This is a genomic window from Synechococcus sp. CBW1002 (assembly GCF_015840915.1).
In the GTDB taxonomy this organism is placed as follows: Bacteria; Cyanobacteriota; Cyanobacteriia; order PCC-6307; family Cyanobiaceae; genus CBW1002.
Genome location: NZ_CP060398.1, coordinates 3,674,969 through 3,700,657, shown reverse-complemented (window position 1 = coordinate 3,700,657; position 25,689 = coordinate 3,674,969). Strand labels below are relative to the sequence as shown.

Sequence of the window (25,689 nt, the reverse complement as noted above, 5' to 3'; positions counted from 1 at the left end):
CGGCTGGCGGGTTCAGACTGAACCTCCCATCCTTCTGTGCATGGCCGACAGCCTCTCTCAACGCCTGGATCGGGCCTTGGCCCGGGCTGGAACGACGGCAGTGCTGCCCCTGTTGATTCTGGCGATTCCCTGGACCCAGGAACTGATCGATCAGATCTTCTTCGGCGGAACCTGGAATCTGCCGATGGTGCGCGGTGGATCATTTCTCGGGGTGCTCACCGCCCCCTTCAGCCACAGCGGTTTCGCTCACCTGATCAGCAACTCCGTGTGGTTCCTGCCGCTGTCCTGGCTGGTGCTGGCCAAAAGTCATCGTGATTATCTCGCGGTATGGATCGGCGTCTACCTCACCGCCATCCCGGTGTGGCTGTTCTGGCCGATCGGCAGCCACGGATTGTCTGGAGTTGTGTATGGCTTGCTCGGTTATCTTCTCCTGATTGGTGTGCTGGAGCGGCGCCCGCTCTCGATCCTGATCACGTTGGTTGCCTTGGTGGGCTACGGGGGCCTGATCCCGACCCTCCTGCCCTTTCTGACCCCGCCTGGAGTCAGCTGGATCGGTCACGCCTCGGGATTTGCCGGAGGCGTGCTGGCTGCCCTGGCGGTGCACCGGGATTGAGGCGAGCGCCGGTCGTGCGGTGGCTCGTGCTGGGATCGCGATCCCGGATCCGGTGGCGATCTGCTGACAACGCGATCCGAAAACGGCGGGATTCCCCGACGATGGATGTCACAAATCTGAACGAAGCCGATGGAGTCCCTGGGTAAAGCCGTAGCCAATCTCTCCAACCTCACGATTCGACAGCTTCGTCAACTCGCCAGCAGCCTGGGGTTGCCCCGCTACAGCCTTGCCACCAAAGAGGGCTTGGTTCAGGCGATTGGTAAGCGAACCCAGATTCCCTACGGCGAAAGCAGTCCAGAGGCTGGGTCTGCCGCCCCGATGCCTGTCTCCATCTCTGAACCCACCGATGGCGTCAGTCCTGAACCGGTGGTTCCGGTGTCTGTGGAGGCGATGCAGACGCAGGTGGTGTTCTTGCCACGCGATCCCTCCTGGGCCTATTGCTTCTGGACCATCTCCCAGGAGGATCGCGAACGGATGGCCGCCTCAGGCGCCACCAGTCTCTGCCTGCGCGTGGCTGATGTGACAGGTCTCTCCGGCGGCACCGCCCATCCCCATGCCCTTCAGGAAGTGGTGGTCGAGTCCAGGAGCAGCGAGTGGTTCCTGCCGGTGCCGATGCCGGATCGTGATTACCGCGTCGAGCTTGGCGCCCGTCTCTCCGCTGGTGGCTGGCTCTCGTTGGCCTTCTCCTCAGTGGCACGGATGCCTGCCGCGGAACCCAGCATGGAGGTGGCCGATGCTTTTGTCCCCTTCGAGCTCGGGGTTCTGCCCATGGCCGATGCGAGTGTTGAGCCGACCATGCCGGCAGCACCAACGGGCCAGCATGAGCGGTTCTATCAGCAGTCCATGCGCCAGGTGCGTCGTGTGGGATCGGAAATCTTTCAGGACAGCACCGATGATCTCCATGGGGCTGGTCGCGCTGGCCTAACCGATTCCGGTGCCGGACCCTGGGCTAGCGGCCGGCAGGCCTCTGGCGTGGGTGGGGTGATGGCGCGTCAGCGCAGCTTCTGGCTGGTGGCTGACGCCGAACTGATCGTCTATGGCGCCACCGACCCGGCCGCGACGCTCAGCATTGGAGGCGAAACGGTGCCCCTCTCGGCAGATGGCACCTTCCGCCTCCAGGTTCCCTTCCGCGATGGCCAGCAGCTGTACGCGATCGAAGCCGTGGCAGCCGATGGCGAGCAGCGCCGCCACATCACCCTGCAGTTCGAGCGCAACACCCCCGAGGAGCACACCAATCCCAAGGACATGGCTGCTATGGAGTGGTTCTGATTCCGCAGCGTTGCCGCTGATGACAGGATGGATCCACCGCTTCAGCCGGTGACTCCGACCAACAACCCCAGGGCCCTCCATCCGGTCCTGGGGGTTTTTTGCATCCGTTGCACTCCGGTATGGAGAGGGACCTTCCGCCTGGCCCCTCACCGGTTGGCCAGACCTGCGAATGGGGAGCTCCGAGGGGCCAGCGGTCAAGGGGTGGGGCCTTTCCCCCAAGTCGCCTACGGATCGGCCATCAATGGCTGCGTCTCACGCGGAAACCTGTGGAAAAACCCCGGAAAATGGGGGAAAACTGCCCAGAACAGGGGAAAACCCCGATTTCACAGCCTTCGTGATCCTTGACGATCGACACCACTCGGTAGCGAAACGAACCTTGCCGGTCGACGACCTCGGTCACGATGAATCTGCGGAAGATGCCCCTAGGGTTCCGATCCCTTTTCAGGGATGACTGGTCCGAGAGGGGTTCACCGCTGGTGCTGTTGTCCCCTGGGAGAACGCCACCGGCGGCGGCACGGAGGGAGAAAAGCCCGGGAGACCGCAACGCCCAATCACTCCCGTGCCATGACTGATTCCAGTGGCGCCAGCGCTGCCTTTGACCGGCGCTCCGGCGGCAATCCATCTTTGGGCATGCAAGGGCGCCAGGCTCTAGAGAAGGAAGCGGCCCTGCCGCTGACGGGCTGGCAGATGGAAGTGGATCAGGCCCACGCCTGGGGTCTTGAGGCGGCCGAGAGCATCGTCGATCGGCGCATCTCCACCTTCTCGCGCGGTGAGCTGCCCCATTTTGCGGGCATCAATACCTTCATGAAGGCTCCTTACCTGGAGGACGTCCACCGGGTAGGTGAGTTCGATGTGGCGATCGTGGGAGTGCCGCACGACTCGGGCACCACCTACCGCCCCGGAACCCGCTTCGGTCCGCAGGGCATCCGCCGCATTTCGGCCCTCTACACCCCCTACAACTACGAAATGGGGGTGGATCTGCGCGAGTCGATCAAGCTCTGCGACGTGGGTGACATCTTCACCATTCCCGCCAACAACGAGAAAAGCTTCGATCAGATCTCCAAGGGCGTTGCCCACGTCTTTGCCAGTGGCGCCTTCCCGATCATCCTCGGTGGCGATCATTCAATCGGCTTCCCGACCGTGCGTGGTGTCTGCCGCCATCTGGGCGACAAGAAAGTGGGCATCATCCATTTCGATCGCCATGTCGATACGCAGGAGATCGATCTGGATGAGCGGATGCATACCTGCCCCTGGTTTCATGCCACCAACATGGCCAATGCCCCGGCCAAGAACCTGGTGCAGCTCGGTATCGGTGGCTGGCAGGTGCCTCGGGAAGGCGTGAAGGTCTGCCGTGAGCGCGGCACCAATGTGCTCACCGTCACCGACATCACCGAGATGGGGCTCGAGGCGGCGGCCAAGTTTGCGATCGAGCGGGCCACTGACGGCACGGACTGTGTCTACATCTCCTTCGACATTGATTGCATCGATGCCGGCTTCGTGCCCGGCACAGGCTGGCCGGAGCCCGGTGGCTTGCTGCCTCGCGAGGCCCTGAAACTGCTCGAACTGATCGTGCGCAATGTGCCGGTCTGCGGCCTTGAAATCGTTGAAGTCTCCCCTCCCTATGACATCAGCGACATGACCTCCCTGATGGCCACCCGGGTGATCTGCGACACCATGGCTCACCTGGTGGTGAGTGGTCAGTTGCCACGCCGCGAGAAGCCAACCTGGATCTCCCCGGACTGCAACATGCATGTGGATCAGGCCTGGAGGTGAGCCATGCATGAAGTCGATATGACCAAGTGCCTGTTGCTCTCGCTGCAGGAGTGGAAGCTTCAGCACGCTCCCCGCGTTCCTGTGGTTGAGGTGGTGCATCTTCAGGTGGGTGATTTCACCTGCGTCGAGCCGGATGCCCTGAGGTTCACCTATGCCGCGGTGGTGCAGACGACGTGGTTGGCGGGCTCAGAGTTACGGATCGAGCGCATTCCCCTGCAGGCACGCTGTGTGGTCTGCCAGGCCACCTACAGCCCGAATCCGCAGCAGGCCTACCAGTCCCCCTGCTGCAACCACCCGATGGAGGAGATCCTCAGTGGTCGGGAACTGAAGATCCGCTCCATCGATTACGGCTTCCCTGATGCGGCTGATCCAGCCCAATCAGCTCCTGACGGCACGGCCAGCCCAAGCCTGCGGTCAAGCCCTCGGCAACAGGCCGAAGCGATCGTGCCGGAGCCCTGCCCTGTGGCCTGAAGCCTCAGTCCGAGCCCGCCGTCTGCAGAAATCCTCCGCTCCAGCCTTTTGTCGCTCGGCTCGGAGCACTCTCCCCGGTGAGCACTCCCCGGTGAACCTGAACTCCCGGTTTCCAGGGCGACCACTGATCGATCCCGTTCTTCATTCTTGCTGACCCCCATGCACATGCCCCTTGAGGACAGCCTTGGACTCAACCTGTTGGCTGCCAATCAGCACCAGGCGGAGCACAACCGCGCCCATTTTGACGCCTGGAATCTGCTGTGCCTCAACGTGATGAGCAGCCCCGGTGCCGGCAAGACCGCCTTGCTGGAGCGCAGCCTCGCCGATCTGGCCAGCCGCTGGCAGATGGCCGTGCTGGAGGGTGACATGACCACCCAGCTCGACGCTGAGCGACTGGAGGCGGTGGGTGTGCCTGTGGTGCCGATCACCACCGGCCGCGCCTGCCATCTGGATGCGGCGATGGTGAGTGGAGGTTTAACGCTGCTGCGTCAGCGCCTTGACCCGGCTGATCTGGATCTGCTCTGGGTGGAGAACGTGGGCAATCTGGTCTGCCCGGCTGAATTCGAGGTGGGCGAGCACCGCAAGGTGGCCCTGCTCAGTGTCACCGAAGGCGATGACAAACCGCTCAAGTATCCGGTGATGTTCCGCGAAGCGGATTGTGTGTTGATCACCAAGGTGGATCTGTTGCCCTATCTGCCTGTGGACGTGGAGCGGATCGAAGCCCATATCCATCAGGTCAATCCCCGCGCGGACGTCTTCCAGCTCTCGGCCATCAGTGGCATCGGCTTCGCTGCCTGGCACGACTGGCTGCAACGGCAACGCGATGCCACAACCTCATCCACAACCCTCTCTCCCAGGGTGCGGTCCGATCAGGCCAGTGCCGCCGCACTCGTGGGGGCTTGATGGTGTCGTCATTGACCCAGCCCCAGGCCACCCCTGGCTCGCTTCCCAGCGATCCTGCCGCCCTGCGGGACCACCTGCAGCGGCGTGGGGTTCGCTACGCCCTGGCGAGCTTCGTGGATCTGCACGGGATCGGCAAGGCCAAGGCGGTGCCGATCGACCATCTCCCCGACATGCTGGCGGGATCGGAGCTGTTCACCGGAGCCGCCCTGGATGGTGTGCCTCAGGACGTCAGCGACGATGAAGTGGCTGCCATTCCTGATCCTGCCAGCACCACGGTGTTGCCCTGGCGGCCTGATGTGGCCTGGCTGGCCAGTGATCTGCATCTGCATGGCCAACCCTTCGAGGCCTGCAGCCGTTCGATCCTGGGCCGCGTGCGTCAGCAGGCTGCGGCGATGGGGTTTCGCTTTCAGCTGGGCATTGAAACGGAGTTCTTTGTGCTGCGCCGCAGTGCGGACGGCACCCTGGAACCTGCCAGCCACCGAGACACCCTCGATAAACCCTGCTACGACCTGATCGGCCTGCTCGACAACCTCGACTGGCTCGATGAGCTGGTGCAGGCCATGAACAGCCTCGGCTGGGGCGTGTACTCCTTCGATCACGAAGATGGCAATGGCCAGTTCGAGGTGGATTTCGCCTATGCCGATGTGCTCACCATGGCGGATCGGCTGATCTTCTTTCGCCTGATGGCCAAGGAGATCGCCCAGCGCCATGGCCTGATCGCCAGCTTCATGCCGAAGCCGTTCGCGAACCGAACCGGTAGCGGCGCCCACTACAATATGTCGCTGGCGGATCTGAACAGCGGCAGCAATCTGTTCGCGCCGGAGGCTGGTGAGGATGGTGGCATCAGCCAGCTGGCCCGTCAGTTCATCGCCGGCGTACTGCGCCATGCGCCTGCGATCTGTGCGGTGATCGCCCCCACTGTGAACAGCTACAAGCGGTTGGTGATGCAGGGGAGCATGTCGGGCTTCACCTGGGCGCCGGTGTTCATCAGCTATGGCAACAACAATCGCACCAATATGCTGCGGATTCCATCGGCGGGATCGCGGCTGGAATGCCGCGCTGCAGATATCTCCTGCAATCCCTATCTGGGATCGGCACTGATGCTGGCGGCAGGGCTGGAGGGAATCCGAAAGCAGCTCGATCCTGGCCCACCCAACCTCGACAACGCCTACACCCTCAGCCCAGAAGAACGGCAGCGTCGAGGCCTGACCCTGCTGCCAAGGACCTTGGAGGAAGCGATTGATTCTTTTGCAGCCGATCCATTATGCCGCTCTGTATTCGGTGATGCCATGTTCGACGCCTTTGTGACCTACAAACGTCAGGAATGGGCCGATTATCACGGTTCCATTTCCGAGTGGGAACGGCAGCGCTATCTCGAGTTCTTCTGAGCACTCCTCCACGTTTCCATCACACCGGCTGAACCCAATGACTTGTGACATCACCGTCCCTGTCAATCTCCAGACGATCGAGCCGGCCAGCTCCTGACGTCACCCCACTCCTGGTCACCTGTTCCCTGATTATTTGATCCCCCATGCGTCTTCGTTTCCCACTTCGCCCCCACAGCTCTGCTGGTCGCGGTGCCCGCAGGGGGCGCCTCCTTAGTCTGTCCTTGATCCTGATGGCTGCGCTTGGCAGCGGCCTGCTGGCGGCTTGCCAGAAGCCCACCGGTACCGAGGTGCCTGTTCGGATCGGCTTCAGCGCTTGGCCGGGTTGGATTCCCTGGCAGGTGACGGATGAGAAGGGGTTGTTCACCGCCGCCGGTGTGCCCGTGACGCTGCAGTGGTTCGACGGGTATCTCGACTCGATCAACGCGCTGAATGCCGGCCAGCTCGATTGCAACAGCCAGACGCTCGGTGACACGATCAGTTCGATCGCTGGTGGCGCCGATCTGCAGGTGGTGCTCACCAACGACAACTCAACGGGCAACGATCAGATCATCGTGGCTCCAGGCATCACCAGCGTGGCCGATCTCAAGGGCAGGAAGGTAGCCGCGGAGGAGGGCACCGTCGATCACTATCTGCTGCTTCTCGGCCTCAAGAAGGCGGGCCTTTCCTCCAGCGACATCACCTTTGTTCCTCTGGAAACCGGTGCCGCCGCCGCAGCCTTTGTCGCCGGCCAGGTGGACGCGGTCGGTGTCTTTGCTCCTTTCACGACCCAGGCCCTCAAGCGTGAGGGCAGCACCACCCTGTTCTCCTCCAAGGACTTCCCTGGCGCCATCAGCGACCATCTGGTCTGCCGCACGGAGTTCGTGGCAAAAAATCCTGAGAAGGTCCAGAAAATCGTCGATGCCTGGTTTGCCACGCTTGCCACGATGAAGGCGGAACCCGGACCCACGCTGGCGATTCTGGCCAAGCGTGCCGGTGTGAGCGAAGAGGAGTACAAGGCCTACGACGCCGGAACCACGATTCTCACCCTGGAGCAGAACCGGGAGGCCTTCAAGCCCGGCAACACGATGGCCTCTCTTCCCTTCGCGGCAGACCAGATCAGCCTCTTCCTCCAGGAGGTGGGCTTGGCCAAGACGCCTCCCAAGCTCGACGGACTGCTCGACTCCAGGTTTGTCGACGCCACTCCCTGACGTCCTCTCCCCCAACCGCCGCTGACGCGATGAGCACCCCACTGCGCCGCATCCAACGGGCCCTTGATCAACCCTGGCTTCTCGGAGTCTCCGGTCTCCTGGTGGTTCTGCTGGCTTGGTATCTGATCGCTTCCAGCGGCGTGGTGGATCCCTTGTTTCTGCCAAGCCCTGCTGCGGTGTGGGCGGCCGGTTCCGCTCAGGCTCGCGAGGGCATCCTGTTCAACGATGCCATGGCCAGTATTGGGCGGGTGATCGGCGGATTTGCACTTTCGGCAATCGTGGCCCTGCCCCTGGGGATCGCCATGGGCAGCAGCCGGGTGATCTGCCAGTTGCTGGAGCCATTGCTGGGACTGATCCGATACATGCCGGCGCCGGCCTTCATTCCGTTGCTGATTATCTACTTCGGCCTGGGTGAGTTACCCAAAATCCTGTTGATCTTTATTGGCACCCTGTTCTTCAATACCCTGATGATCATGGATGCTGTGAAGTTCGTTCCAATCGAGCTAATTGAAACGGCGCGCACCCTGGGGGGAAGATCCAGTCAGATCCTTCTGAAGGTGGTGACGCCCTGCATTGCACCTCAGGTTCTCGATTCTTATCGCATCAATATGGCGGCAGCCTGGAACCTCGTGATCGTGGCCGAATTGGTTGCGGCGAACGAAGGCCTTGGAAAACGCATTAGCCTGGCCCAGCGCTTTCTGCGAACGGATGAGATCTTCGTTGGTCTCATTGTCATCGGCCTGATCGGTCTTGCAATCGATCTCGGCTTTCGCTTTGTCATGAAACGCTCCTGTGCCTGGGCGAACTGAACCTTTCGCTGCATCGTCTCTTTCCCCATGCATCTCTCGGTCTGCGGCGTCAGCAAGTGGTTCGGTCACGGATCAGCCGCCAAGCTTGTGCTGGACAACATCTCTTTTGATCTTCATTCCGGTGAATTCGTGGCCCTGGTGGGCAGCTCAGGCTCAGGAAAATCCACCATGATGCGGCTGGTGGCAGGTCTCGAGCCTGCCAGCACCGGCAGGATTCTTGTGGATGGGCAGCCGGTGCGGGGGCCCGGTCACGACCGCGGCATGGTGTTCCAGAAGTACAGCCTCTATCCCTGGATGAGTGCCGCTGCCAATGTGGCTTTCGGCATGCGGTTACAGGGGCTGCCGGCCTCGGAAGTCAAGGAGCGCACCGCATATTTTCTGGAGGTGGTGGGACTGGCCGATGCGGCCCGCAGGCTGCCGCGCGAACTTTCGGGGGGCATGCAGCAGCGTGTTGCTATTGCCAGGGCCCTGGCGGCAGACCCCAAGGTGCTCTTGCTGGATGAACCGTTCGGTGCCCTGGACCTGCAGATTCGTGAGTCGATGCAGGAGTTCCTGCACGATCTCTGGCGGCGCACCGGCCTGACGGCTCTCCTGATCACTCACGATCTGGAAGAGGCCCTGCTGCTGGCCCAGCGGGTTCACATCATGGCGCCCCGACCCGGACGGCTTGTTCAGACGGTGGAGGCTGATCTGGACCGCAGGGATCTCGCCCATCTGCGCGTCACGCCGCGCTTCCTGGAGCTGCGCGAAGAGCTGGCTCGCAGCCTGCGACAACTGGACGCCGCAGCGTCCGCAGCGGTGTCTGCGACGTGAGTTCCATCGCAGTCTGGAGGCAGCAGGTCAGCGACGTGTTCGACCAGATAAATCCTAGGAAGGGCTGGGATCCTGGAAGTGTTCCGGCAGAATTCCAAGATAGGCCGCTTCGCGGAACAGATCCTGCCGGGTGGCGTCATCGCCATGCTGCAGGGCCGCCTGATAACGCTGCCGCAACGAATCCACCAGGGACTGACGACGAGGCTCCGGGATGGAAGGGGAATCGGGGGTTTGCATGAGCCGATCCTATCGATTGCCATGGGGGAAGATGGCGCCATGAGCACCCCTTTCTTCAGCGATCCCGGCCTGGCGGCTTTTGGATCGGGGTTGACGGCGATCACCCTGGCAGAAGTCGGGGATAAGACCTTTTTTGTCGCCCTGCTGCTGGCGGCGCGTCACAGCGGTCGCACTGTGTTCCTCGGTGCTTTTGCCGCGCTCAGTGCTGTGACGCTTCTGTCGCTAGGAGTGGGCTACGGCTTGCGCGAACTGCTGCCGGCTGCGTTGATGCCCTGGTTGGCTGCCCTGCTCTTTCTGGGCTTCGGCGCCAAGCTCCTGCTGGATGCGCAACGCCTGCCGGCAGATGACGGATCGGACGAGGAGGAGGAAGCGGCCGCTCTCGTGCAGCAGGCGGAGGGGCGAGGGGAGGCCGATAAGCCCGGAGGTGTGATCTGGGAAGCCTTCAGCCTGGTGTTTCTGGCCGAACTCGGAGATCGGACCCAGATTGCCACCATCCTGCTGGCCGCCGCTCCGGCCTTCACCTTGGTGGGCCTGGTGGCCGGCACTCTGCTGGGCCATGCCCTTGTCACGGCCCTGGCGATCCTGGCCGGCAAGTGGATCGGCCAGCGCATTCAGGAGCGACTGCTCTATCGGCTCAGCGGGGGCCTGTTTCTGGCGTTCGGTCTCGTTTCGCTGCGCCAGGCGATCGGAGTGATGGCCGACAGCTGAGGGTCGGGGGTGTTGCTCTGTGCGCTGTTGCGGTGGCTCATGTTTTCCACAGGCCCTGCGCTAGCCAGTCGATCAGCCAACCCATGTTTGGTCTGAACTGTGGAAAACAGTCCGTTTTCTGGGGAAAGCTGCTGCGTTTTGTGGAAAACCAACGCGTTGTGGTTTTTCTTTCTCTCTCGGATGCAACCTGGCCTGGATCCAACAGCGCGCCTTTTCCGGGTACTGGCTGGGGATGTGGCGGTCCGTGGACAACCCGGAATCGGCTGATTAGGTTCCAGATATCCGCACGGGGAACGCCATGCACACCCATGACATGGAAAACCATGACAACCTCTACGCCGATGAGGTGGCCATGGTGGCCGGCGAAACCGGCGCCGATGCCCAGATGCATGCCTATTGGGCAGTCGGAGCCATTGCCGTGATGGTTTCCGTGCTCGGCATCGCCCTGATCGTGACCTGAGTGAGCCTGGATGGAGCGGGTTGACGCCTACCCTCGTCCACCTCGGCTAGAGCCATGTCAGCGGCACATCCGCGTGGAGGCTCTGGGCATGGTGCTGGCTGAGACGCACCTCAGCCTGCGGGTGCTTGAGACCTTCCATCCACCCACCTATTACCTGCCTCCCGAGGCCGTCAATCACGCGATGCTGCAGCCTGCCCCTGGCTCCAGCTTCTGTGAATGGAAGGGGGTGGCTCGCTATTTCGATCTGGTGGCTTCTGATGCGCGGCTCGAGCGGGCAGTCTGGTGCTACGCCAACCCCACGGCAGCGTTTGCTGCCTTGGCTGGCTGGTTCGCCCTCTATCCCGCTCTCATGGATGGGTGCTGGGTGGAGGGTCAGCTCGTGCAACCCCAGCCCGGCGGCTTCTATGGCGGCTGGATCACACCGGATCTGATCGGACCCTTCAAGGGGGATCCGCTGCATCCGGAACTGATCTGAGCCTGAACTCATTCGATCGCCTGGTTCAGGAAGTCGTCTTCTTCGCTCAGCAAGTTCTCGATGGGTGTGATGTCGAGTGCGGCCCGCACCACATCTTCCTTGGTGAGATCACCGACGATCCGGCGCAGTGGCTTTGGCAGGCGTTTCACGAGGGTGGGAATCGCCAGGATGTGATCCTGCTCGAGTGCTTCTGGGTGAAGCTCGATATCCACGACCCTGAGCTCTACGCGGCCGGCGAGGTCTGTTGTGCAGATGCGTCGGATCGTGGTGATCGCCTGGCTCGAGCGGAGTGAACCTCGCTTCACATACAGGGTCAGTTGCCAATGACGTTGCACTGTCTCTGTCATGCCCTCTCCTCCCGCTTCTGCACCACCGAAGCATTGTTGGCTTGCAACGCACTCTCCCGTTGCTGCTCATCTCGCAGTTCGGCTTCAAAATCAGCTGTCTCCGATTCAATCTCTGTCTGCAGGGCGAGGATCTGGGCCTCCACCGCTGCCCGACGGCTGGACAGGGTTCGTCGGCGTCGCTCGATATCAGCGTCGCGGCTGGCGATGGTTGCGGCGCGGCGCGCCTGCTCAATCTGGCGGCCTGAGCCGGTGATCACCCCCAGGGGTCCCACCTCCACATCCAGCAGCTCCGGGCCCTGATCGGTGAGCAGGAACTCCCGCACCTGATTGGAGTGGGCCATGCCCCGGCTCTTGATCACATAGAGCAGCCGGTTGCGTTCGCCATCGTGCTCCACGTTGCGCAGTTCCAGCCAGGTATCGGTAAGGGAGGAGACCCCGATGGCACTCGAGGCCTCCATACCGGGTTGGATCAGGGTGGTGAACATGAAGGTGATCTGGCGGCTCTTGAGCAGGTCGATCTCCCGGGTCACCATGGCGGCCACCTCATCGTTGGCGCCCACATGGGCAACACTGGCCATGGCATCGATCACGGCCACAGTGGGCTGGTGATCCACCAGTTGCTGCTCCAATCGACCGAGATGCTCTTCAAGGCCGAAACTGGTGGGACGATGGCAGGCAATTCTGAGCAGGCCCGCGGTGATCCACGGCTGCAGATCGACCCCGACTGAGCGCATGTTGCGGATCAGCTGTGCAGGGGATTCCTCAAACGACATCAACAGCGCCCGCTCGCCACGCCGGCAGGCGGCATCCAGGAAATAATTCGCCAGGGTGGTCTTGCCGGTGCCGGCACTGCCGCTGATCAGCACGGTGCTGCCACGGTAAATACCTCCGCCCAGCATGTGATCGAGGCGCGCTACACCGCTGGAAACCAGTTCATTGCTGGCCTCATATTCCAGTCCCAGGGAGGTGATCGGCAGCACAAGAAAGCCACGTTCCGTGATCAGGAATGGGTATTCGTTCGTGCCATGTTCCGAGCCCCGATATTTCATTACGCGCAAACGGCGGGTGGAGATCTGATTCGCGACACGGTGATCCAGCACCACCACGCAATCGGACACATACTCTTCCAGGCCAAAGCGGGTCAGGGAATCGCCCCGGCCCCGCTCCCCGGTGAGCACCGTGGTGAGCTGACGCTCCTTGAGCCAACTGAACAATCGGTCGAGCTCACTGCGCACGGTGAAATCATCGCCGAACGCCCCCAGCAGCAGTTCGATCGTGTCAATCGCTACCCGCTGAGCCCCGATCCGCTCCACGGCCCGCTCCAGCCTCAGGAAGAGGCCGTCGAGATCGAAGCTCCCGGCTTGCACCATCTCCGAGGGCTGGATCAGGCAGGGTTCGATCAGGATCTGGCCGGCCTCAATCAGAGCAGGCAGGCCGAATCCCAGCGAGGCCATGTTCTCGAGGATGTTCTGACGCGATTCCTCAAAGCTGAGCATCACGCCTGCTTCGCCGTAGTCGCGTGCACCCTTCACCAGGAACTCCATGGCGAAGAGGGTCTTGCCGGATCCGGCCCCTCCGGTCACCAGGGTGGGACGACCCCGCGGCAGGCCGCCCCGGGTGATGGCATCAACACCGTCGATCCCGGTGGGGGCCTTGTGGAGCCTTGGCGCCGTCGCGTTTTCGGAGAGGGGGAAGGGGGAAATCAGAGGAGGTGGCTGAAGTGCTCTGCACCTTATGGCTGGATCCATGAGCCACCAGCACGGTGCGGGACCCAATCCTGCCCGAGGCTGGCGTTCAGCCGCGGTCTCCGCCATGCCCCGCTCCTCGATCCGGGCGGCTCAGCCGCCCCTTCGGTTTCTGCCGCCGCGTCAGAGCCCCCGCTTGCGTCGTGCCCTGGGGCTGCTGCTACCGCTGCTGCTGCGCGGTCGTGGTCTGCAGCATTGCCGCATCGAGGGTGTGGAGGCGCTGGCACACCTGATCGAGGCCCAGCAGAACGGTCGCTGTCGCCTGTTGATCGGTTTTCGCCATCCCAGCACCACCGATCCCCTGGTGATGGCCCACCTGCTGTGGCAGGCGGTTCCGGCAGCCGCCCGGCGACTGGGGCTGTCGCTGCAGGCCCCTGTGCACAGCCAGTTCCTCTACGACCGCGGCATTCCGCTATGGGCGGGTGCCGGGGTGGGCTGGCTGTTGTCTCTTCTGGGAGGAATCCCGATCCGGCGGGGGCGGGTCGATCGCCCTGCCCTGGCTGCAGCCAGGGCGGTGCTGCTGGATGGGCCGCACCCGCTCGCCGTCGCTCCCGAGGGGGCCAACAACAACCTCTCCGGCCAGATGGCGCCCCTGGAATCGGGTCTGGCCCAGCTGGCCTTCTGGTGTGCTGGAGATCTGGCGGCCAGGCATCGGTCCGAAGCGGTGCAGATCGTGCCCGTGGCCATTGCCTACCACTGGGTCGAGGCCAACTGGGAGTCTCTGGATCGGCGCCTGGCTCGGCTGATGCAGCATCTGGGGCTGGAGCCGGATGGGTCCGGCAGTGGGGATGCGGAGGTTCGCTACGACCGCCTGCAGAGGTTGGGGGAACGGTTGCTGGCGGTGCTTGAAGGCCTCTACGCCCGCCGCCATGATCTGCCGGCAGTCCCGCCGGCATCGTTGCAAGGCAGCGATCCCGCCTCCTCCCCGGCCGATCATCTGGCCGAGAGGATCGAGGCCCTGCGTCAGCGGGCCCTGGCGGTGGCCGAATCACTGTTCGGCCTGCCACCTCGAGGCACCCTGCAGGAACGGTGTCGCCGGATCGAGCAGGCCGGCTGGGAGCGGATCTACCGCGACGATCTCACCGCTCTCCTGCCGGTGGAGCGCAGCCTGGCGGACTGGGAAGCCCGTGAAGCGGATCTCCGCATGGGGCACATGCGCCTGGTGGAGTACTTCGCCAGTGTCAGTGGCGCCTACGTGGCGGAGCGGCCCTGCTTCGATCGCTTCGCGGAGGTCGTCACGATCCTCGAGGACGCGATCGCATGGATTGAGGACCAGCCTCTGCCTCGACGGCCTTCCTTCGGGCCCCGGCGTGTGATCGTCAGGGTGGGAGACGCCTTGTCCCTGGATGGGCGGCTGGAGAGCTACCACCGCGACCGGCGCCAGGCCGTGCAGGAACTCACGGCTGCCGTGCAGCAAGCCCTTCAGGGTCTGATCGGCAGTGCAGGGTCTTGAGATCAGCCGTCATTCCGCAGCTGAGTCGTCATCCCCTTGCTCATCTGGTGGCCAGGCGAGGTTCACCACCACGGGTGCATGGTCGCTGGGTTGCACGTTCCCGCGAAGCTGTTTGTGGATCACGCAACCGGTGGCGCGGGCTTGCAGCTCTTCGTCCAGGTAGATGTGGTCGATGCGCCAGCCCCGGTCCCGCTCCCAGCCGCCGCTGCGGTAGTCCCACCAGCTCCAGTGGCCGGCCTCGTGTTCGAACAGCCGAAAGGCATCCACCAACCTCTCGGCAAGCACCCGGCTCAGGGCCTGGCGTTCCGGCTCACTGGCCATGATGCCGCCCGTGAGGCGACCCGGATCGTGGAGGTCGCGGTCTTCCAGTCCGATGTTGAAGTCGCCCACAATGCAGAGGGGCTCCCCCTGCTGCGCCAGCACGTCCAGATACCGCTGCAGGCAGCTGAGCCAGGCGAGTTTGTAGGGGTACTTCTCCGACTTGAGCGCAGAGCCGTTGGGGACGTAGAGGTTGAGGATCCGCACGCCATCGATCCAGGCGCTGATCATCCGCTTCTGCTCACTCAGGGCCCGTGCTTCGGGATCGTCGGGGAGCAGGGCGGTGAAGCCCACCTGAACGTCCTCGATCGGCAGGGTGCTGAGGATGGCGACGCCGTTGTAGGCCTTCTGCCCGCTGATCGCCACGGCATAGCCAAGCTCTTCGAAGGCCGCCAGCGGGAAGAGATCGTCGGCCACCTTGGTTTCCTGCAGGCACAACACCTCAGGCCGCTCCTGTTCCAGCCAGGCCAGCACCTGGTCCAGCCGGGTGCGCACCGAATTGACGTTCCAGGTGGCGATGCGCATCGGGAGCCGACAGCGAAGACCACCGGAGGACTAGCAGATCGCCGTTAACATGAACTGCCATGAGAGGAGCGTGGCGATGTGCACTCAACTGATCCCACGACGGGTCGCCGGGTCGTTCCCAGATCGGACCACGGCTGCGTCGGCCTCCCTGAACCGGCTTGGGCTTCCGGTCTGCCGCAACGGGTTGGCCCTGCTCACTCTGCTGTTCAGTCTGGCGCCGTCCATCCCGGCCCTGGCCCAGTCTCAGCAGCAGAGCTGGAACCAGCCCTACGGCATGAGCAGACAGGAGAAGGATCTGCTCGATTACGGCCCGGGCAGCGGCCGGGGCGATTCGATCCTCGACACCACGAACCCATTGGATCTGATGAACAAGATCCGCAAGGGCACGGCCATGGACAACGCCACACCGCCCGGAGACGCGGTGGATCAGGCCCTCAGGGACTTTGACGCTCAGCAGCGTCCGCCGACTTCTGGGGCGAGCCAGATGGTGACGAGCCCCTGAGGGGCGCCAGGCCCCAGGCGGCTGCAACCTTGTCGAGGCGCCGGTCCACCGTCTCTGGCTGCAGCTGTCGGGCCTGGGCGAGCAGCTCCTGGGCCCCCTTGGTCTCACCCTTTTCCTGCAGCAGCAGGGCCTGGGCCAGCAGGGGCCTCACATCCCTGGGGAAGGCAGCTCCAAGCCGCAGATAGATGGCCCTGGCCTGGCCTGGCTGCCCTCGCTTCTGCAGCAGATCGGCCAGCAGCAGCCCCACCCCCATCGCCTCGGGGCGCACCTGGGGCTTGCTGAGGCGTTCGAGGGTGGCCTGCAGCTGGGCCTGGGCCTGATCGCCCCGACCCTGCTCAAGCTGCAGCAGGGTCATCAGCTGCAGGGCTTCGATTCGATCAGGCTTGAGGTTCAGCAGTTGGCGCACCTCCCGCTCGGCGCCGGGCCGATCGTTCTGGTTGCGGCGCAGTTCCGCCAGCAGCAGCCTCAGGCTCCAGCGCTCCGGCTGGCGATCGGCCATGGGTTCGAGCAGGGCGATTGCCTCGGGCCAGCGATCCAGAGCGACCAGCAGCTCCAGCAGCCGCTGCTGGTCCGCTTCGCTGGACTGCCCCTTGGCATGGCGATTCTCCAGGGTGCTGAGTTGCTGCAGCAAGGCATCGCGGGGCTGATCGTCACCCTGCCGCCTGGCCTGCCACGTCCCCATGCTCCAGCCTCCGGCCACGGCCAGAACGGCCAGCAGCAGCACCAGCAGGCCTTTTGGGCGCAGAACCTGGCTGCGGCTTGACATCGTCGCGTTGGTGGCAGCGACTCCGAGTCTGCCCTGGCCCGGAACGGGCTGGGCCAGGACTGGCTGGCTACATTGACCCGCACCGGGTGGCCCTCACGGGCCGGCCCCCACCCGAACCCTGATGCGCCAACACCCCATTTCCCCGGTCACCGAGCCGTTGCAGTACCGGGCCATCGGTGTGGTGCGGGGCGTCTACCAACCGGAAGATCCTGAACAGCTCACCCGCGGCCGGCTGCTCACCGATGATGGTGGCGAACTCGAGGCCGTGGTACTCGGACGGCTGCTGACGCTGATGCGGCGCCACCTCGATCTGGCCGAACCCCACCTCTGGGTGGTTTACCCGCGTACCCGTGATGAAGGCACCCTGCACCTGCAACTGGTGGGGGTGTGGGAGCCGAGCACCCTGGACAGCGAGGCCCACTCCGCTGATGAGCCTCTGTCCGACAGCCTGCCGGAGGGGGATGACTACTTCTCGATCCGCGGTGAACTGATCTTCACCAAGCCCGAATCCAACGATCTGGTGGTCAAGGTTCGGGTGTTGCCCAAGCCGGACGGCAGCCGCCCTACCCCGTTCAAGGTCCAGCTCAAGGGTGATGTCCCCCTGCAGCATCTGCGGCACTTCGTGGCCCTGGATGGGCGCCGGCGTGGCCAGGAGTTGCATGTGGAGCAGATCGAGGTGATCGGGCCGGTGAACCAGCGTGGCAACCGCGGTGGCAAGGGGCGTCGTGGTGGCGGAGCTGGCAGCGGTGAGCGAGGCCGTAAGGATGCTGTCCGCAAGGAGCCCGCACGCAACGAGACAGGCCGCGGCGGCCCAATGCTCCCGGTCGTACCAACGCCTGGAGAGAGCAGCTCCGGTGGCCTGCACCGCGCCGCCATCAGCCGTCCCAGCCGCTGACGACCATGACCCAGCCGCTCATGGCCGGACTGGCGGTGCTGCTGATGAGTGTGCTGGCCCTGGTCGGGCCGGCTCTGAGTGTCTCACCCTGGTGGATCACCCTTCTGGCGGCCTTGGGGCTGGGCAGCCTCAGCCTCGATGCCGCCCGCTATGGCGGCCGGGGCGGCCACCTGCTGGCTGAGGCCCTGCCTGGTGGTCAGGCGCGCCTGCGGCGCATCGCCGTCCATGAAGCCGGCCACCTGCTGGTGGCGGAAGCCGAGGCCATGCCGGTCAAACGTGTCCTGGTGGGTAGTCTGGCCTGCCTGCAGGCAGGGCTGCAGAGCGCCGGCTGTACCGAGTTCGCTCCCCCTGAGCACGCCAAATTGCCGGCGGAGGAGCTGCGGCGCTGGAGTCGGGTGCTGCAGGCTGGCATGGCCGCTGAGGCTCTTCTTTACGGCGAGGAGCGTGGCGGCGCTGATGACCGCGCCCTGCTCGGACGCCTCTGGGGCATCTCCGGCTTCGATGTGGACACGGCCCAGCGGGAGCTGAGGCGGGCCCGCCGGGAGGTGGATCTGGCGCTGCGTCAGCAGCGCGACTCTCTGGAGGCAACGGCTGAGCGCCTGCTGGAAGCGGCGCCGCGCCTGGGTCGCACCGCTAACGCCCCGACCTGATGACCCTGGCACTGCTGGATTGCCCCACCGGCCTGGCGGGCAACATGTTGCTGGCTGCGCTGCTGGACCTGGGCCTGCCGGAGGCCGCTATCCATGCACCCCTGGCGCAGCTCGGCCTGGCGGATCGCTATCGGTTGCGGATTGAGGAGCGGCGCAGCGGCGGTCTGCGGGGTCTGCATCTGGAGGTGGAGACTCTCGAGTCCCAGCCCCCTCATCGCCACTGGGGCAGCCTGCGCCAGCAGCTCAGCAGCAGCCCTCTCGATCCGGCCCTGCGGCAGCGGGTGCTGGCGGTGTTCACCCTGCTGGCGGACGCGGAGGCCACCGTGCACGGCCATGTCCCCGAGCAGGTGCATTTCCACGAGGTGGGCGCCCTCGATGCCCTGGTGGATGTGGTGGGTGTCTGCGCCGGGCTGCTCCATTTCGGTGTGACGTCGCTGCGGTGCACGGTGCCGCCGGCGGGCCATGGCACGGTCCAGACGGCCCATGGTGTGCTGCCGCTGCCGGCGCCGGCCGTCCTGGAGATCGCACGCCGCTGTGGCTGTCCGCTCGGCACGAGTGAGGGTTTCCCGGCCGGTGAGCTCACCACCCCCACGGGGCTGGCTCTGGCGGCCTGCTGGAGCGATGGCTTCGGGCAGGCGCCGAGCCACGTGCCCCTGCGGATCGGCGTGGGGCTGGGCAGCCGCAGCCTGGATCGCCCCAACCTCTTGCGCCTCTGCCTGGCCCGTGCGGTGGAACCGCCCACCGGCGATTCGTCTCCGGAGCCTGAGGCGCCTGGAGCTCAGCCCCGCTTGGAGACGATCGTTCAGCAGCAGGCCCAGATTGACGATGCCACCGCCGAAGATCTGGCGTTCCTGGCCGAGGAGCTGCGGCAGGCCGGTGCCCTTGAGGTGTTCAGCCAGCCGATCGGCATGAAGAAGGGGCGGCAGGGCAGCCTGATCACCGCGCTGGTCAGCGAGCCACAGCGGGCCGCCCTGCGGCAGGTGTGGTGGCGGCACAGCACCAGCCTGGGCCTGCGGGAACAGATGCAGCAGCGCTGGGTGCTTCCCCGAGGCATCGAGGAGCTCTCCACGTCCCTCGGTCCGGTGCGGTTCAAGCGTCACCTGCGGCCCGATGGCCTGGCGCGGTGCAAGGCTGAATACGACGACCTGGCAGGGCTGGCTCGGCAGCACGGGCTTCCCCTGGCCGTTGTGCGCGCCGTTGTGGATCGCTGTCTGGACCAGAGTGGACCCGAAGCGCAACGTTGAGCACCAGGCGCGATGGCGCCCGCTTCTTTGCTCCCCCTTCTCCCTTCCTCGTGTCGTTGCCCCCCGCCCTTGCGAACCTGTTGCCCAGATCGCGGCAGTGGTTCGCGTCTCTGGCTGCCCTTGTGAAGGCCTGGAGCCGGAGGCTGCCGGCCCTGCCGCCTTTGCCCGGCGGAACCCGGCTCTGGGTGACGCTGCTCAGCTTCGGCTTTCTGTTGGCGGCCTTGCAGGGGCATGGCCGCCAGCTGCTGCGCTACGGCCTCGATCGCCAGGGCTGGTGGTGGCTGACCCTCGGGGTGGGCGTGAGCCTGCTCAGCCTGGTGGTGAATGGCCTGGCCTGGAATGTGATCCTGCGCTGGCTGGGGCTGCGGCCCCGCTGGGCCGCAACGACGGTCGTGTATCTGAGTACCAACCTGCGCAAGTACCTGCCAGGAGGGATCTGGCATCTGGCCGGTCGCGTGCAGGTCCTGCGCCGTGGGGACACCCCGTTGCTGGCGACTCCGGCAAGTCTTGGCCAGGCGCTGCTGGCAGTGCTGCTGGACCCCCTGCTGGGGGCCATCGCGGCCCTGGCCCTGGTGGCGCCGGAAGCCCTGCTCCAGGGTCGCTGGTGGAGTGGCCTGCCCTGGCTGCTACCCCTGCTCCTGCTGGTTCCCCGCTGGCTGAAGCCCCTGCTGCTGCGGCTCGAACAGCAACGGGCCCGTCAACTGGCCCTTGCCGATCCCTCTCTCCAGAACGCCTCTGAATCAGCCGACCTGGGCGTAGCTCCGCCGTCCCATGTGCCCTGGCTCCCCTTTGGGGCCATGCTCTTGTTTGTGCTGCTGCGCTTCGGCGGATTTGCCTGCTGCGTGCTGGCCTTCGATCAGCAGAACGCCCTGGAGTGGAGTGGCTGGCTGGCTGGCTTTGCCCTCGCCTGGACGGTGGGCCTGGTGGTGCCCGGCGCCCCGGGTGGTCTGGGGGTGTTTGAGGCGGTGCTGTTGTTGCGCCTCGGTGGCTTGCTGCCGGAGGCGCCGCTGCTGGCGGTGGCCCTGAGTTACCGCGCGGTGACCACGGCCGCCGATCTGCTCGGGGCCGCGACCGCCCGGGCCGACCGGCCAGAGCCTCTGGCCGGCATGACCGGGACCTCCCGCTGAGCTGGCCAGGGGGATAGTCAGCTCTGCTCCATCGATGGGATCACAAATCCGGCAGGTTCGGTCGTTTGTTGTGGACGATCTGTCCCCCGTTGCCACGATGAAAGCGATTCCCCGCAATTTGCTGAGGCTCGCTCCATTCATGCCCACTCGACACTCCTGGCTCGTGGCCGGTGGCCTGATCGCCTCCGGCATGGCCGCTCTGTTGCTGTCCCCGACGCCTGTTCGCGCCGAAGTTCTCTACAAACTCGATACGATGTGCTCCGTCAAGGGCGGCGCTCCCCAGCCCTGCACGGTTGAGGCGATCGACGAAGGCGACGCCACCCTCTATCGGCACACGATCGGCAAGACCGTGGCAACCATCCGCGTCACCGATCAACCGGTGACCATGGCCTTGCAGAAGCCTGGTGGTGGCTGGATGACCCTGGTGAATGCCGGTGCACGCTTCTCCACCAACACGATCTGCTTCAACAACCGGGATCTGTGCGTGGTGAATCCGAACTATCTCAACAGTGTTCGGGAGGACAATCCAGACTCCATGGATGGCCGTGATCTGGTGATTGTGCACTTCAATCAGGCCGGCCGGGTGAATGTGTCCTGCTACGACGATGGCTGCGATGTGGTCAAGCATGAGGTGGACAAGAAATGACACGTCTTGCAGGCCTGTCCCTGCTTCTGGCCGGCTGGATGGCCGCTCCCCTGGCCCCAGCGCTGGCTATCCAACCCCTGGATCACGCATCCACGGCGGCATCGCCCACAATGTCCCCAGATGCGCTGATCGCCCGCGGCGGCGGCGGGGGTTCCCGCGGTGGCGGTGGATCTCGCGGCGGCGGTGGTGGCTCTCGCGGCGGCAGTGGATCTCGCGGCGGCGGTGGTGGAACCCGCCGCACGGGCTTCAGCGGTTCCGGCACCACTCTCAACCGAGGCTCCAGCAGGCCTTCCGGTGGCTGGAGTCAACGGGCCAGCTCGCCGAGCTCCCCCAGCCTCAATCGCCCCAGCAACATTGGTAACCGCAGCAGCACTGGGAATCGCGGCACTGGCAGCCGCAGCATTGATACTCGCAGCGTTAACCGAGATCTCAACCGGAGCGGCAACCGGGACCGGGACCTGAACCGCAATGTGAGCCGGGATCTCAATCGGAACGTCAATCGGGATGTGAACCGCAACGTCAACCGCAACGTCAACCGCAACGTTCATCGCGATGTCAACTGGAACCGCAGGGTGAATGTGCGCGATGTGAACATCCACGCCGGCTGGGCTCGTCCCGGCTGGGGCTATGCCAGACCCTGGAACACAGGTTGGTATAGCGTCTCCCGGACGTCGTCCTGGGGTTGGTGGGGTGCCAATGCGGCCCTCTGGGGGATCGGCGCCCTGGCCACGGCGTCAATCATTAACAATGCTGTGGACAATGCAGTGAGCAACAATGTCACGTACATTGTTGTACCCAACACCGATTACCAGCTGCTCTATGGATCAGTCCAGCCGAGCGGCAGTTCTGCGGTGACCTTTGCGGTCACGGCCGATGACGCGACCTATCAGCTCACTGCCGATTGCAATCGCGGCACCCTGGACGGACGCAACCCCAACAGCGCCGAAGAGGCTGAGCTGATCAATGCGGCCTGTCAGGTGGCCTTCGGTTCGGTCTGAGCTGCTTCGTGGCCTGAGCTGCTTCTTGGTCTGAGCTGATGTCCTGATGCTGTCCGTCTTGTCAGATGGTCATCCAGCTGGCTGGTCATCGGAGGGCAGGCGGGGAGCCAAGAGATCCGGGGCCAGCAACACCGGCCCCGGTAATCTTGACCAACGGCGATTTCGCCGTTGGCTCTTGATCCTTTACTCCAGGCCCATGGCACGCGTTCTCCGTTCCCTGTTGTTGTCCTCCGTTGGCCTGGCCCTGGGTGGTCTGAGTCTGATGGGCGGTGCTGAGGCCCAGGAACGCTGCACCTTTCTGCAGCCGATCGGTGGAGACGGATCATCGCCGATCGTGTCCAAGTCTGTGGGCCGCGGCAAGGTGATGCCGTTCACCCGGCCGAACTGGAACACCGATTTCATCGTGGATCAGCCCTTCAGCAGCTACAAGTTCTTCTTCACGGCTAATTCCTCCGATCCGAAAGCACAGTATCCGGTGGAAGGATTCATGAAGTTCAGCGATGGCACCTCCCTGCAGGTAATCAATGAATCCATGAGCCCGCCAATCGGTACCGGTCGCATGTTCGGCCCCTTCCAAGCGGTTCCTGGCAAGCAGGCCAGCCAGATGAATTTCAAGGTAGGCGCCAGTAATGATCCAGGCGCTCTCGGCTTCAGTTATCGCATCTCTGTGCAGGGATGCAACTGAACCACCATCGCAGGTCTGCGACTGTCGCTCCTGGGGCTCCCACGGGTTGCCTGGATTGATCCGGTAGCGATGATCACGTCGTATCTCGACTGGGCGATCCTTGCCGTCCTGGTGTTCGCCTACGGCCTGGTGGCTGGGCGGCTGAAACAGACCCCCCTCTCCGGAGCGGTGGTGTTTCTGCTCACCGGTCTGATCCTGGGGCCGGCTGGCCTTGGCTGGCTGGGCATCAATGTGACCTCGGAGAACCTGCGGACCATCGCCGAACTCACGCTGGCGTTGATCCTGTTCACCGATGCCGCGACCGCCAATCTGCCGGTGCTGCGCGACAGCCGGCGCCTGCCGATCCGTCTGCTGGCGCTTGGCCTGCCCCTGACCATTCTGCTGGGCATGGGCGTGGCTCAGCTGCTGCTGCCTGCGCTCAGTCCGGTTGAGGCGGCGATCCTGTCGGTCGTTCTCGCCCCCACCGATGCCGCCCTCGGCCAACCGGTGGTGACCAATCCGGCGGTGCCCGTTGCCGTGCGGGAAGACCTCAGTGCCGAGAGCGGTCTCAACGACGGGATCTGCGTGCCGTTGCTGCTTTCCCTTCTGGCCATGGCGCAGAAGGGCAGTGGCGCCGGCGATGGGGTGCTGCTGTTGGGTTGGCTGTTTCTGGAGCAGGTGGGACTGGGGCTGGTGCTGGGCTGCGGCCTGGCCTTTCTCGCCGCTCGGTGCCGCGATCTCTGCCTCAGGCGTCGCTGGATCACCAGCGACTGGCAGCCGGTGCTTGCGATCGCCCTGCCGGTCTGTTGTTTCGCCCTGGCCCAGCAGCTGGGAGGCAGCGGTTTCATCGCCTGCTTCTGTGGTGGCCTCACCTTCGGGGGCCTGACGCCGCAGGAGCGCAAGCAGGAGGAACTGGTGGCCGCCGAAGCCACCGCCGATGTGCTCTCCCTCCTGACCTGGGTGGCCTTCGGTTCGGCCGTCGTGGCCCTGAGCTTCCCTCAGCTTTCCGCCACTACCCTGCTATATGGGGACTCCTGAACAATCCAGATCCATTGCGCCGCAGCTGGTCTCAAGCATGAGAAACCGCTAAAGTGGCCGTGAATCAGGCAATCCGTGATTGCCTTTACTCCTGATCGTTCCATATGTACCGGAGGCACAATAACGGTCAGATCTCAATCAAGGAGTTCCACCTGCCATTTGGCGGCACACTTGATCCCGAGAATCGCTGGGTTCAACTGGAGGGGCTGATCCCATGGGATGAGCTGGAAGAAACCTATGCCCCTCAATTCAGCGCCACAATTGGCGCTCCAGCCAAATCAGTGAGAATGGCCTTTGGTGCTCTCTACATCAAACAGAAGTTAGGGCTCACCGACGAAGAGACAGTCCATCAGATCAGAGAGAACGCCTATATTCAGTTCTTTCTCGGCTTTGCGGGCTACACAGCTAAGGCACCGTTTGATGCCTCGATGATGGTGCACTTTCGCAAGCGTTTTTCTGACGAGGATCTGCGCCGTATCAACGAGCTGGTGGTGCAGCGCGGCAAAGAGATCCTTCTGGAAGCACTTGCTCAGGCAGCAGACGATGACGACCATGATGATCGTGATTCCAGTGGAGGAGGCGCTCAGCTAGAACTTGATGCGTTGATCAAGCCTGCTGACTGGCCAGAAGGAAAGAATTGGGGCACTCTCACGATTGATGCCAGTTGCACTCCAGCCGACATCACCTATCCCAGAGACCTCAAGCTCCTCAACGAGGCTCGCACAACGACCGAGCGAGTCATTGATGATCTGTGCAGTCAGTCATCGGGATTCAGGAGACATCGACCTCGCTACGACCGTGGCCTTGCTCGTGCTCATTTCCTGAGAGTGGCGAAGCAAAAACGACCACGTCGCCGCAAAGTGAAGGCTGCCATTAAACATCAGCTTGGCTATGTGCGGCAGAATCTCAAGGCCATTGATGCTCTGATCGGCTGCGGGGCAAGGCTTTCCGAGCTTAAGAGGCATTGGTGGCAGAAGTTGTTGGCCTGCAGCGAGTTGGAGCGGCAACAGGGCCTTCTGCTCGCCTCTCAGACCAACAGCATTCCAGACCGCCTGGTGAATCTTGTGCAGACCCATATCCGCCCAATGGTGCGAGGCAAAGCACGTGCTGCGGTGGAGTTTGGAGCCAAAATCAGTGTTTCGGTTCAAAACGGCTTTCCGTTCTTGCACCGCATAAGCTGGAACCCCTACAACGAAGGAGAAGACCTTATCGCTCAGGCGGAAAAATACAAGCTGGATACAGGATCTTACCCAGAGCGAATCTGCGCCGACCGGATTTATATCACGGCCAAGAATAGGCATTTCTGCACGAGGAACGGTATTCGCCTCTCCGGCAAGCGATTGGGTCGCCCGCCCAAGGATCCTGATGTCACCACTGCACACAAGCACCAGCTCCGATCTGATCAAGCTCGACGCAATGAAGTGGAAGGCGTCTTTGGCTCTGGAAAGCGCAAGTATTCCCTGGATCTGATCATGGCTCGTCTACCAGCTGGTGCCGAATCCTCCATCTCGATGGCCTTTGTCGTGATGTGCGCGGAAAAGGTCTTGAGGCTGCTGCGCCTCTTTTTTGTCCTTCTTTTTGGGTGGATCTACAGCTTTTTTATGGCCTGGTCAGCGATCAGAGCGCCTGAGGGCATCTGCAAGCCATGCTTTTGAGATCTGGCCG

At 63.7% G+C, this 25,689-nt stretch carries 27 protein-coding genes, 1 pseudogene and 1 riboswitch; of the genes and pseudogenes, 23 read left to right on the top strand and 5 right to left on the bottom strand.

Annotation, left to right across the window (positions count from 1 at the left end):
- Positions 1-40 precede the first annotated feature (40 nt).
- The 9 genes from H8F24_RS18180 to H8F24_RS18140 all read left to right on the top strand — a co-directional run bounded on the left by H8F24_RS18180 (position 41) and on the right by H8F24_RS18140 (position 9,226).
- Positions 41-613, top strand: a complete 573-nt coding sequence (locus H8F24_RS18180; RefSeq protein ID WP_197156359.1) for a rhomboid family intramembrane serine protease — start codon at positions 41-43, stop codon at positions 611-613.
- Between the two features lie 138 nt (positions 614-751).
- On the top strand, positions 752-1,882 hold the full coding sequence (locus H8F24_RS18175; protein ID WP_197159337.1) for a DUF4912 domain-containing protein: 1,131 nt from the start codon (positions 752-754) through the stop codon (positions 1,880-1,882).
- A 411-nt stretch (positions 1,883-2,293) separates the two neighbouring features.
- Positions 2,294-2,421: riboswitch (guanidine-I (ykkC/yxkD leader) on the top strand.
- A 91-nt stretch (positions 2,422-2,512) separates the two neighbouring features.
- Complete coding sequence (gene speB, locus H8F24_RS18170) at positions 2,513-3,655, top strand: agmatinase (protein ID WP_231598335.1); 1,143 nt, start codon at positions 2,513-2,515, stop codon at positions 3,653-3,655.
- 3 nt (positions 3,656-3,658) lie between these two features.
- Positions 3,659-4,126 (top strand): hydrogenase maturation nickel metallochaperone HypA, encoded by a 468-nt coding sequence (locus H8F24_RS18165; protein ID WP_197170455.1) that lies wholly within the window; start codon positions 3,659-3,661, stop codon positions 4,124-4,126.
- 159 nt (positions 4,127-4,285) lie between these two features.
- Positions 4,286-5,029, top strand: coding sequence for a hydrogenase nickel incorporation protein HypB (gene hypB, locus H8F24_RS18160; protein ID WP_197170454.1), 744 nt, complete (start codon positions 4,286-4,288; stop codon positions 5,027-5,029).
- Complete coding sequence (gene glnT / locus H8F24_RS18155; protein ID WP_197170453.1) at positions 5,029-6,417, top strand: type III glutamate--ammonia ligase; 1,389 nt, start codon at positions 5,029-5,031, stop codon at positions 6,415-6,417. The genes hypB and glnT overlap by 1 nt, the downstream gene beginning before the upstream one ends.
- 230 nt (positions 6,418-6,647) lie before the next feature.
- Positions 6,648-7,604: an ABC transporter substrate-binding protein gene (locus tag H8F24_RS18150; RefSeq protein WP_231597957.1), complete on the top strand. Its 957-nt coding sequence runs from the start codon at positions 6,648-6,650 to the stop codon at positions 7,602-7,604.
- Between the two features lie 29 nt (positions 7,605-7,633).
- Complete coding sequence (locus H8F24_RS18145) at positions 7,634-8,413, top strand: ABC transporter permease (protein ID WP_197170452.1); 780 nt, start codon at positions 7,634-7,636, stop codon at positions 8,411-8,413.
- Between the two features lie 27 nt (positions 8,414-8,440).
- Positions 8,441-9,226, top strand: a complete 786-nt coding sequence (locus H8F24_RS18140; RefSeq protein ID WP_197156345.1) for an ABC transporter ATP-binding protein — start codon at positions 8,441-8,443, stop codon at positions 9,224-9,226.
- Positions 9,227-9,280: 54 nt separating this feature from the next.
- On the opposite strand, the gene H8F24_RS18135 is transcribed toward H8F24_RS18140, so the two are convergent.
- A complete protein-coding gene (locus H8F24_RS18135; RefSeq protein ID WP_197156343.1) occupies positions 9,281-9,463 on the bottom strand; it encodes a hypothetical protein in 183 nt (60 codons plus the stop codon).
- A 39-nt stretch (positions 9,464-9,502) separates the two neighbouring features.
- Here H8F24_RS18135 and H8F24_RS18130 point away from each other — a divergent pair, with 39 nt between their 5' ends.
- The 3 genes from H8F24_RS18130 to H8F24_RS18120 all read left to right on the top strand — a co-directional run bounded on the left by H8F24_RS18130 (position 9,503) and on the right by H8F24_RS18120 (position 11,106).
- Positions 9,503-10,171, top strand: coding sequence for a TMEM165/GDT1 family protein (locus H8F24_RS18130; protein ID WP_197156341.1), 669 nt, complete (start codon positions 9,503-9,505; stop codon positions 10,169-10,171).
- 298 nt (positions 10,172-10,469) lie between these two features.
- A complete protein-coding gene (locus tag H8F24_RS18125) occupies positions 10,470-10,631 on the top strand; it encodes a hypothetical protein (RefSeq protein WP_197156339.1) in 162 nt (53 codons plus the stop codon).
- Positions 10,632-10,641: 10 nt separating this feature from the next.
- Positions 10,642-11,106, top strand: coding sequence for a DUF427 domain-containing protein (locus H8F24_RS18120; RefSeq protein WP_197156337.1), 465 nt, complete (start codon positions 10,642-10,644; stop codon positions 11,104-11,106).
- Between the two features lie 8 nt (positions 11,107-11,114).
- Here H8F24_RS18120 and H8F24_RS18115 read toward each other — a convergent pair whose 3' ends face one another.
- Both H8F24_RS18115 and kaiC read right to left on the bottom strand, forming a co-directional pair.
- Positions 11,115-11,453, bottom strand: coding sequence for a circadian clock KaiB family protein (locus H8F24_RS18115; RefSeq protein WP_197156335.1), 339 nt, complete (start codon positions 11,451-11,453; stop codon positions 11,115-11,117).
- Positions 11,450-13,267 carry a circadian clock protein KaiC gene (gene kaiC, locus H8F24_RS18110; protein WP_197170451.1) on the bottom strand — a complete coding sequence of 606 codons (1,818 nt, stop codon included), beginning with the start codon at positions 13,265-13,267 and terminating at the stop codon, positions 11,450-11,452. Before kaiC ends, H8F24_RS18115 begins: the two co-directional genes overlap by 4 nt.
- Between kaiC and H8F24_RS18105 the strand changes: the two genes are divergently transcribed.
- Positions 13,266-14,651 (top strand): 1-acyl-sn-glycerol-3-phosphate acyltransferase, encoded by a 1,386-nt coding sequence (locus H8F24_RS18105; protein ID WP_197156331.1) that lies wholly within the window; start codon positions 13,266-13,268, stop codon positions 14,649-14,651. The two genes, kaiC and H8F24_RS18105, sit on opposite strands and share 2 nt — an antisense overlap.
- A gap of 9 nt (positions 14,652-14,660) precedes the next feature.
- On the opposite strand, the gene xth is transcribed toward H8F24_RS18105, so the two are convergent.
- On the bottom strand, positions 14,661-15,494 hold the full coding sequence (xth, locus tag H8F24_RS18100) for an exodeoxyribonuclease III (protein ID WP_197170450.1): 834 nt from the start codon (positions 15,492-15,494) through the stop codon (positions 14,661-14,663).
- Positions 15,495-15,678: 184 nt separating this feature from the next.
- On the opposite strand from xth, the gene H8F24_RS18095 reads away from it, so the two are divergent.
- Positions 15,679-15,996 (top strand): hypothetical protein, encoded by a 318-nt coding sequence (locus H8F24_RS18095; protein ID WP_197156327.1) that lies wholly within the window; start codon positions 15,679-15,681, stop codon positions 15,994-15,996.
- Here H8F24_RS18095 and H8F24_RS18090 read toward each other — a convergent pair.
- Positions 15,929-16,762, bottom strand: coding sequence for a tetratricopeptide repeat protein (locus H8F24_RS18090; protein WP_197170449.1), 834 nt, complete (start codon positions 16,760-16,762; stop codon positions 15,929-15,931). The two genes, H8F24_RS18095 and H8F24_RS18090, sit on opposite strands and share 68 nt — an antisense overlap.
- A gap of 121 nt (positions 16,763-16,883) precedes the next feature.
- On the opposite strand from H8F24_RS18090, the pseudogene H8F24_RS18085 reads away from it, so the two are divergent.
- The 9 genes and pseudogenes from H8F24_RS18085 to H8F24_RS18045 all read left to right on the top strand — a co-directional run.
- Positions 16,884-17,501: pseudogene (locus H8F24_RS18085) on the top strand (hypothetical protein); the annotation flags it as partial.
- A 161-nt stretch (positions 17,502-17,662) separates the two neighbouring features.
- Positions 17,663-18,307, top strand: coding sequence for a hypothetical protein (locus H8F24_RS18080; RefSeq protein WP_197156323.1), 645 nt, complete (start codon positions 17,663-17,665; stop codon positions 18,305-18,307).
- A complete protein-coding gene (larC, locus tag H8F24_RS18075; protein WP_197170448.1) occupies positions 18,307-19,551 on the top strand; it encodes a nickel pincer cofactor biosynthesis protein LarC in 1,245 nt (414 codons plus the stop codon). Before H8F24_RS18080 ends, larC begins: the two co-directional genes overlap by 1 nt.
- A complete protein-coding gene (locus H8F24_RS18070; protein WP_370594650.1) occupies positions 19,548-20,678 on the top strand; it encodes a lysylphosphatidylglycerol synthase domain-containing protein in 1,131 nt (376 codons plus the stop codon). The genes larC and H8F24_RS18070 overlap by 4 nt, the downstream gene beginning before the upstream one ends.
- Positions 20,679-20,817: 139 nt before the next feature.
- On the top strand, positions 20,818-21,324 hold the full coding sequence (locus H8F24_RS18065) for a hypothetical protein (RefSeq protein WP_197156320.1): 507 nt from the start codon (positions 20,818-20,820) through the stop codon (positions 21,322-21,324).
- A gap of 110 nt (positions 21,325-21,434) precedes the next feature.
- The gene (locus H8F24_RS18060; RefSeq protein WP_197170447.1) at positions 21,435-22,322 is read left to right on the top strand and encodes a hypothetical protein; all 888 of its coding nucleotides are present in this window, start codon (positions 21,435-21,437) and stop codon (positions 22,320-22,322) included.
- 262 nt (positions 22,323-22,584) lie between these two features.
- A complete protein-coding gene (locus H8F24_RS18055; protein ID WP_231597955.1) occupies positions 22,585-23,007 on the top strand; it encodes a hypothetical protein in 423 nt (140 codons plus the stop codon).
- A 69-nt stretch (positions 23,008-23,076) separates the two neighbouring features.
- A complete protein-coding gene (locus H8F24_RS18050) occupies positions 23,077-24,024 on the top strand; it encodes a cation:proton antiporter (RefSeq protein WP_197170446.1) in 948 nt (315 codons plus the stop codon).
- 104 nt (positions 24,025-24,128) lie between these two features.
- Complete coding sequence (locus tag H8F24_RS18045; RefSeq protein WP_197155761.1) at positions 24,129-25,679, top strand: IS5 family transposase; 1,551 nt, start codon at positions 24,129-24,131, stop codon at positions 25,677-25,679.
- The last annotated feature ends 10 nt before the right edge of the window (positions 25,680-25,689 follow it).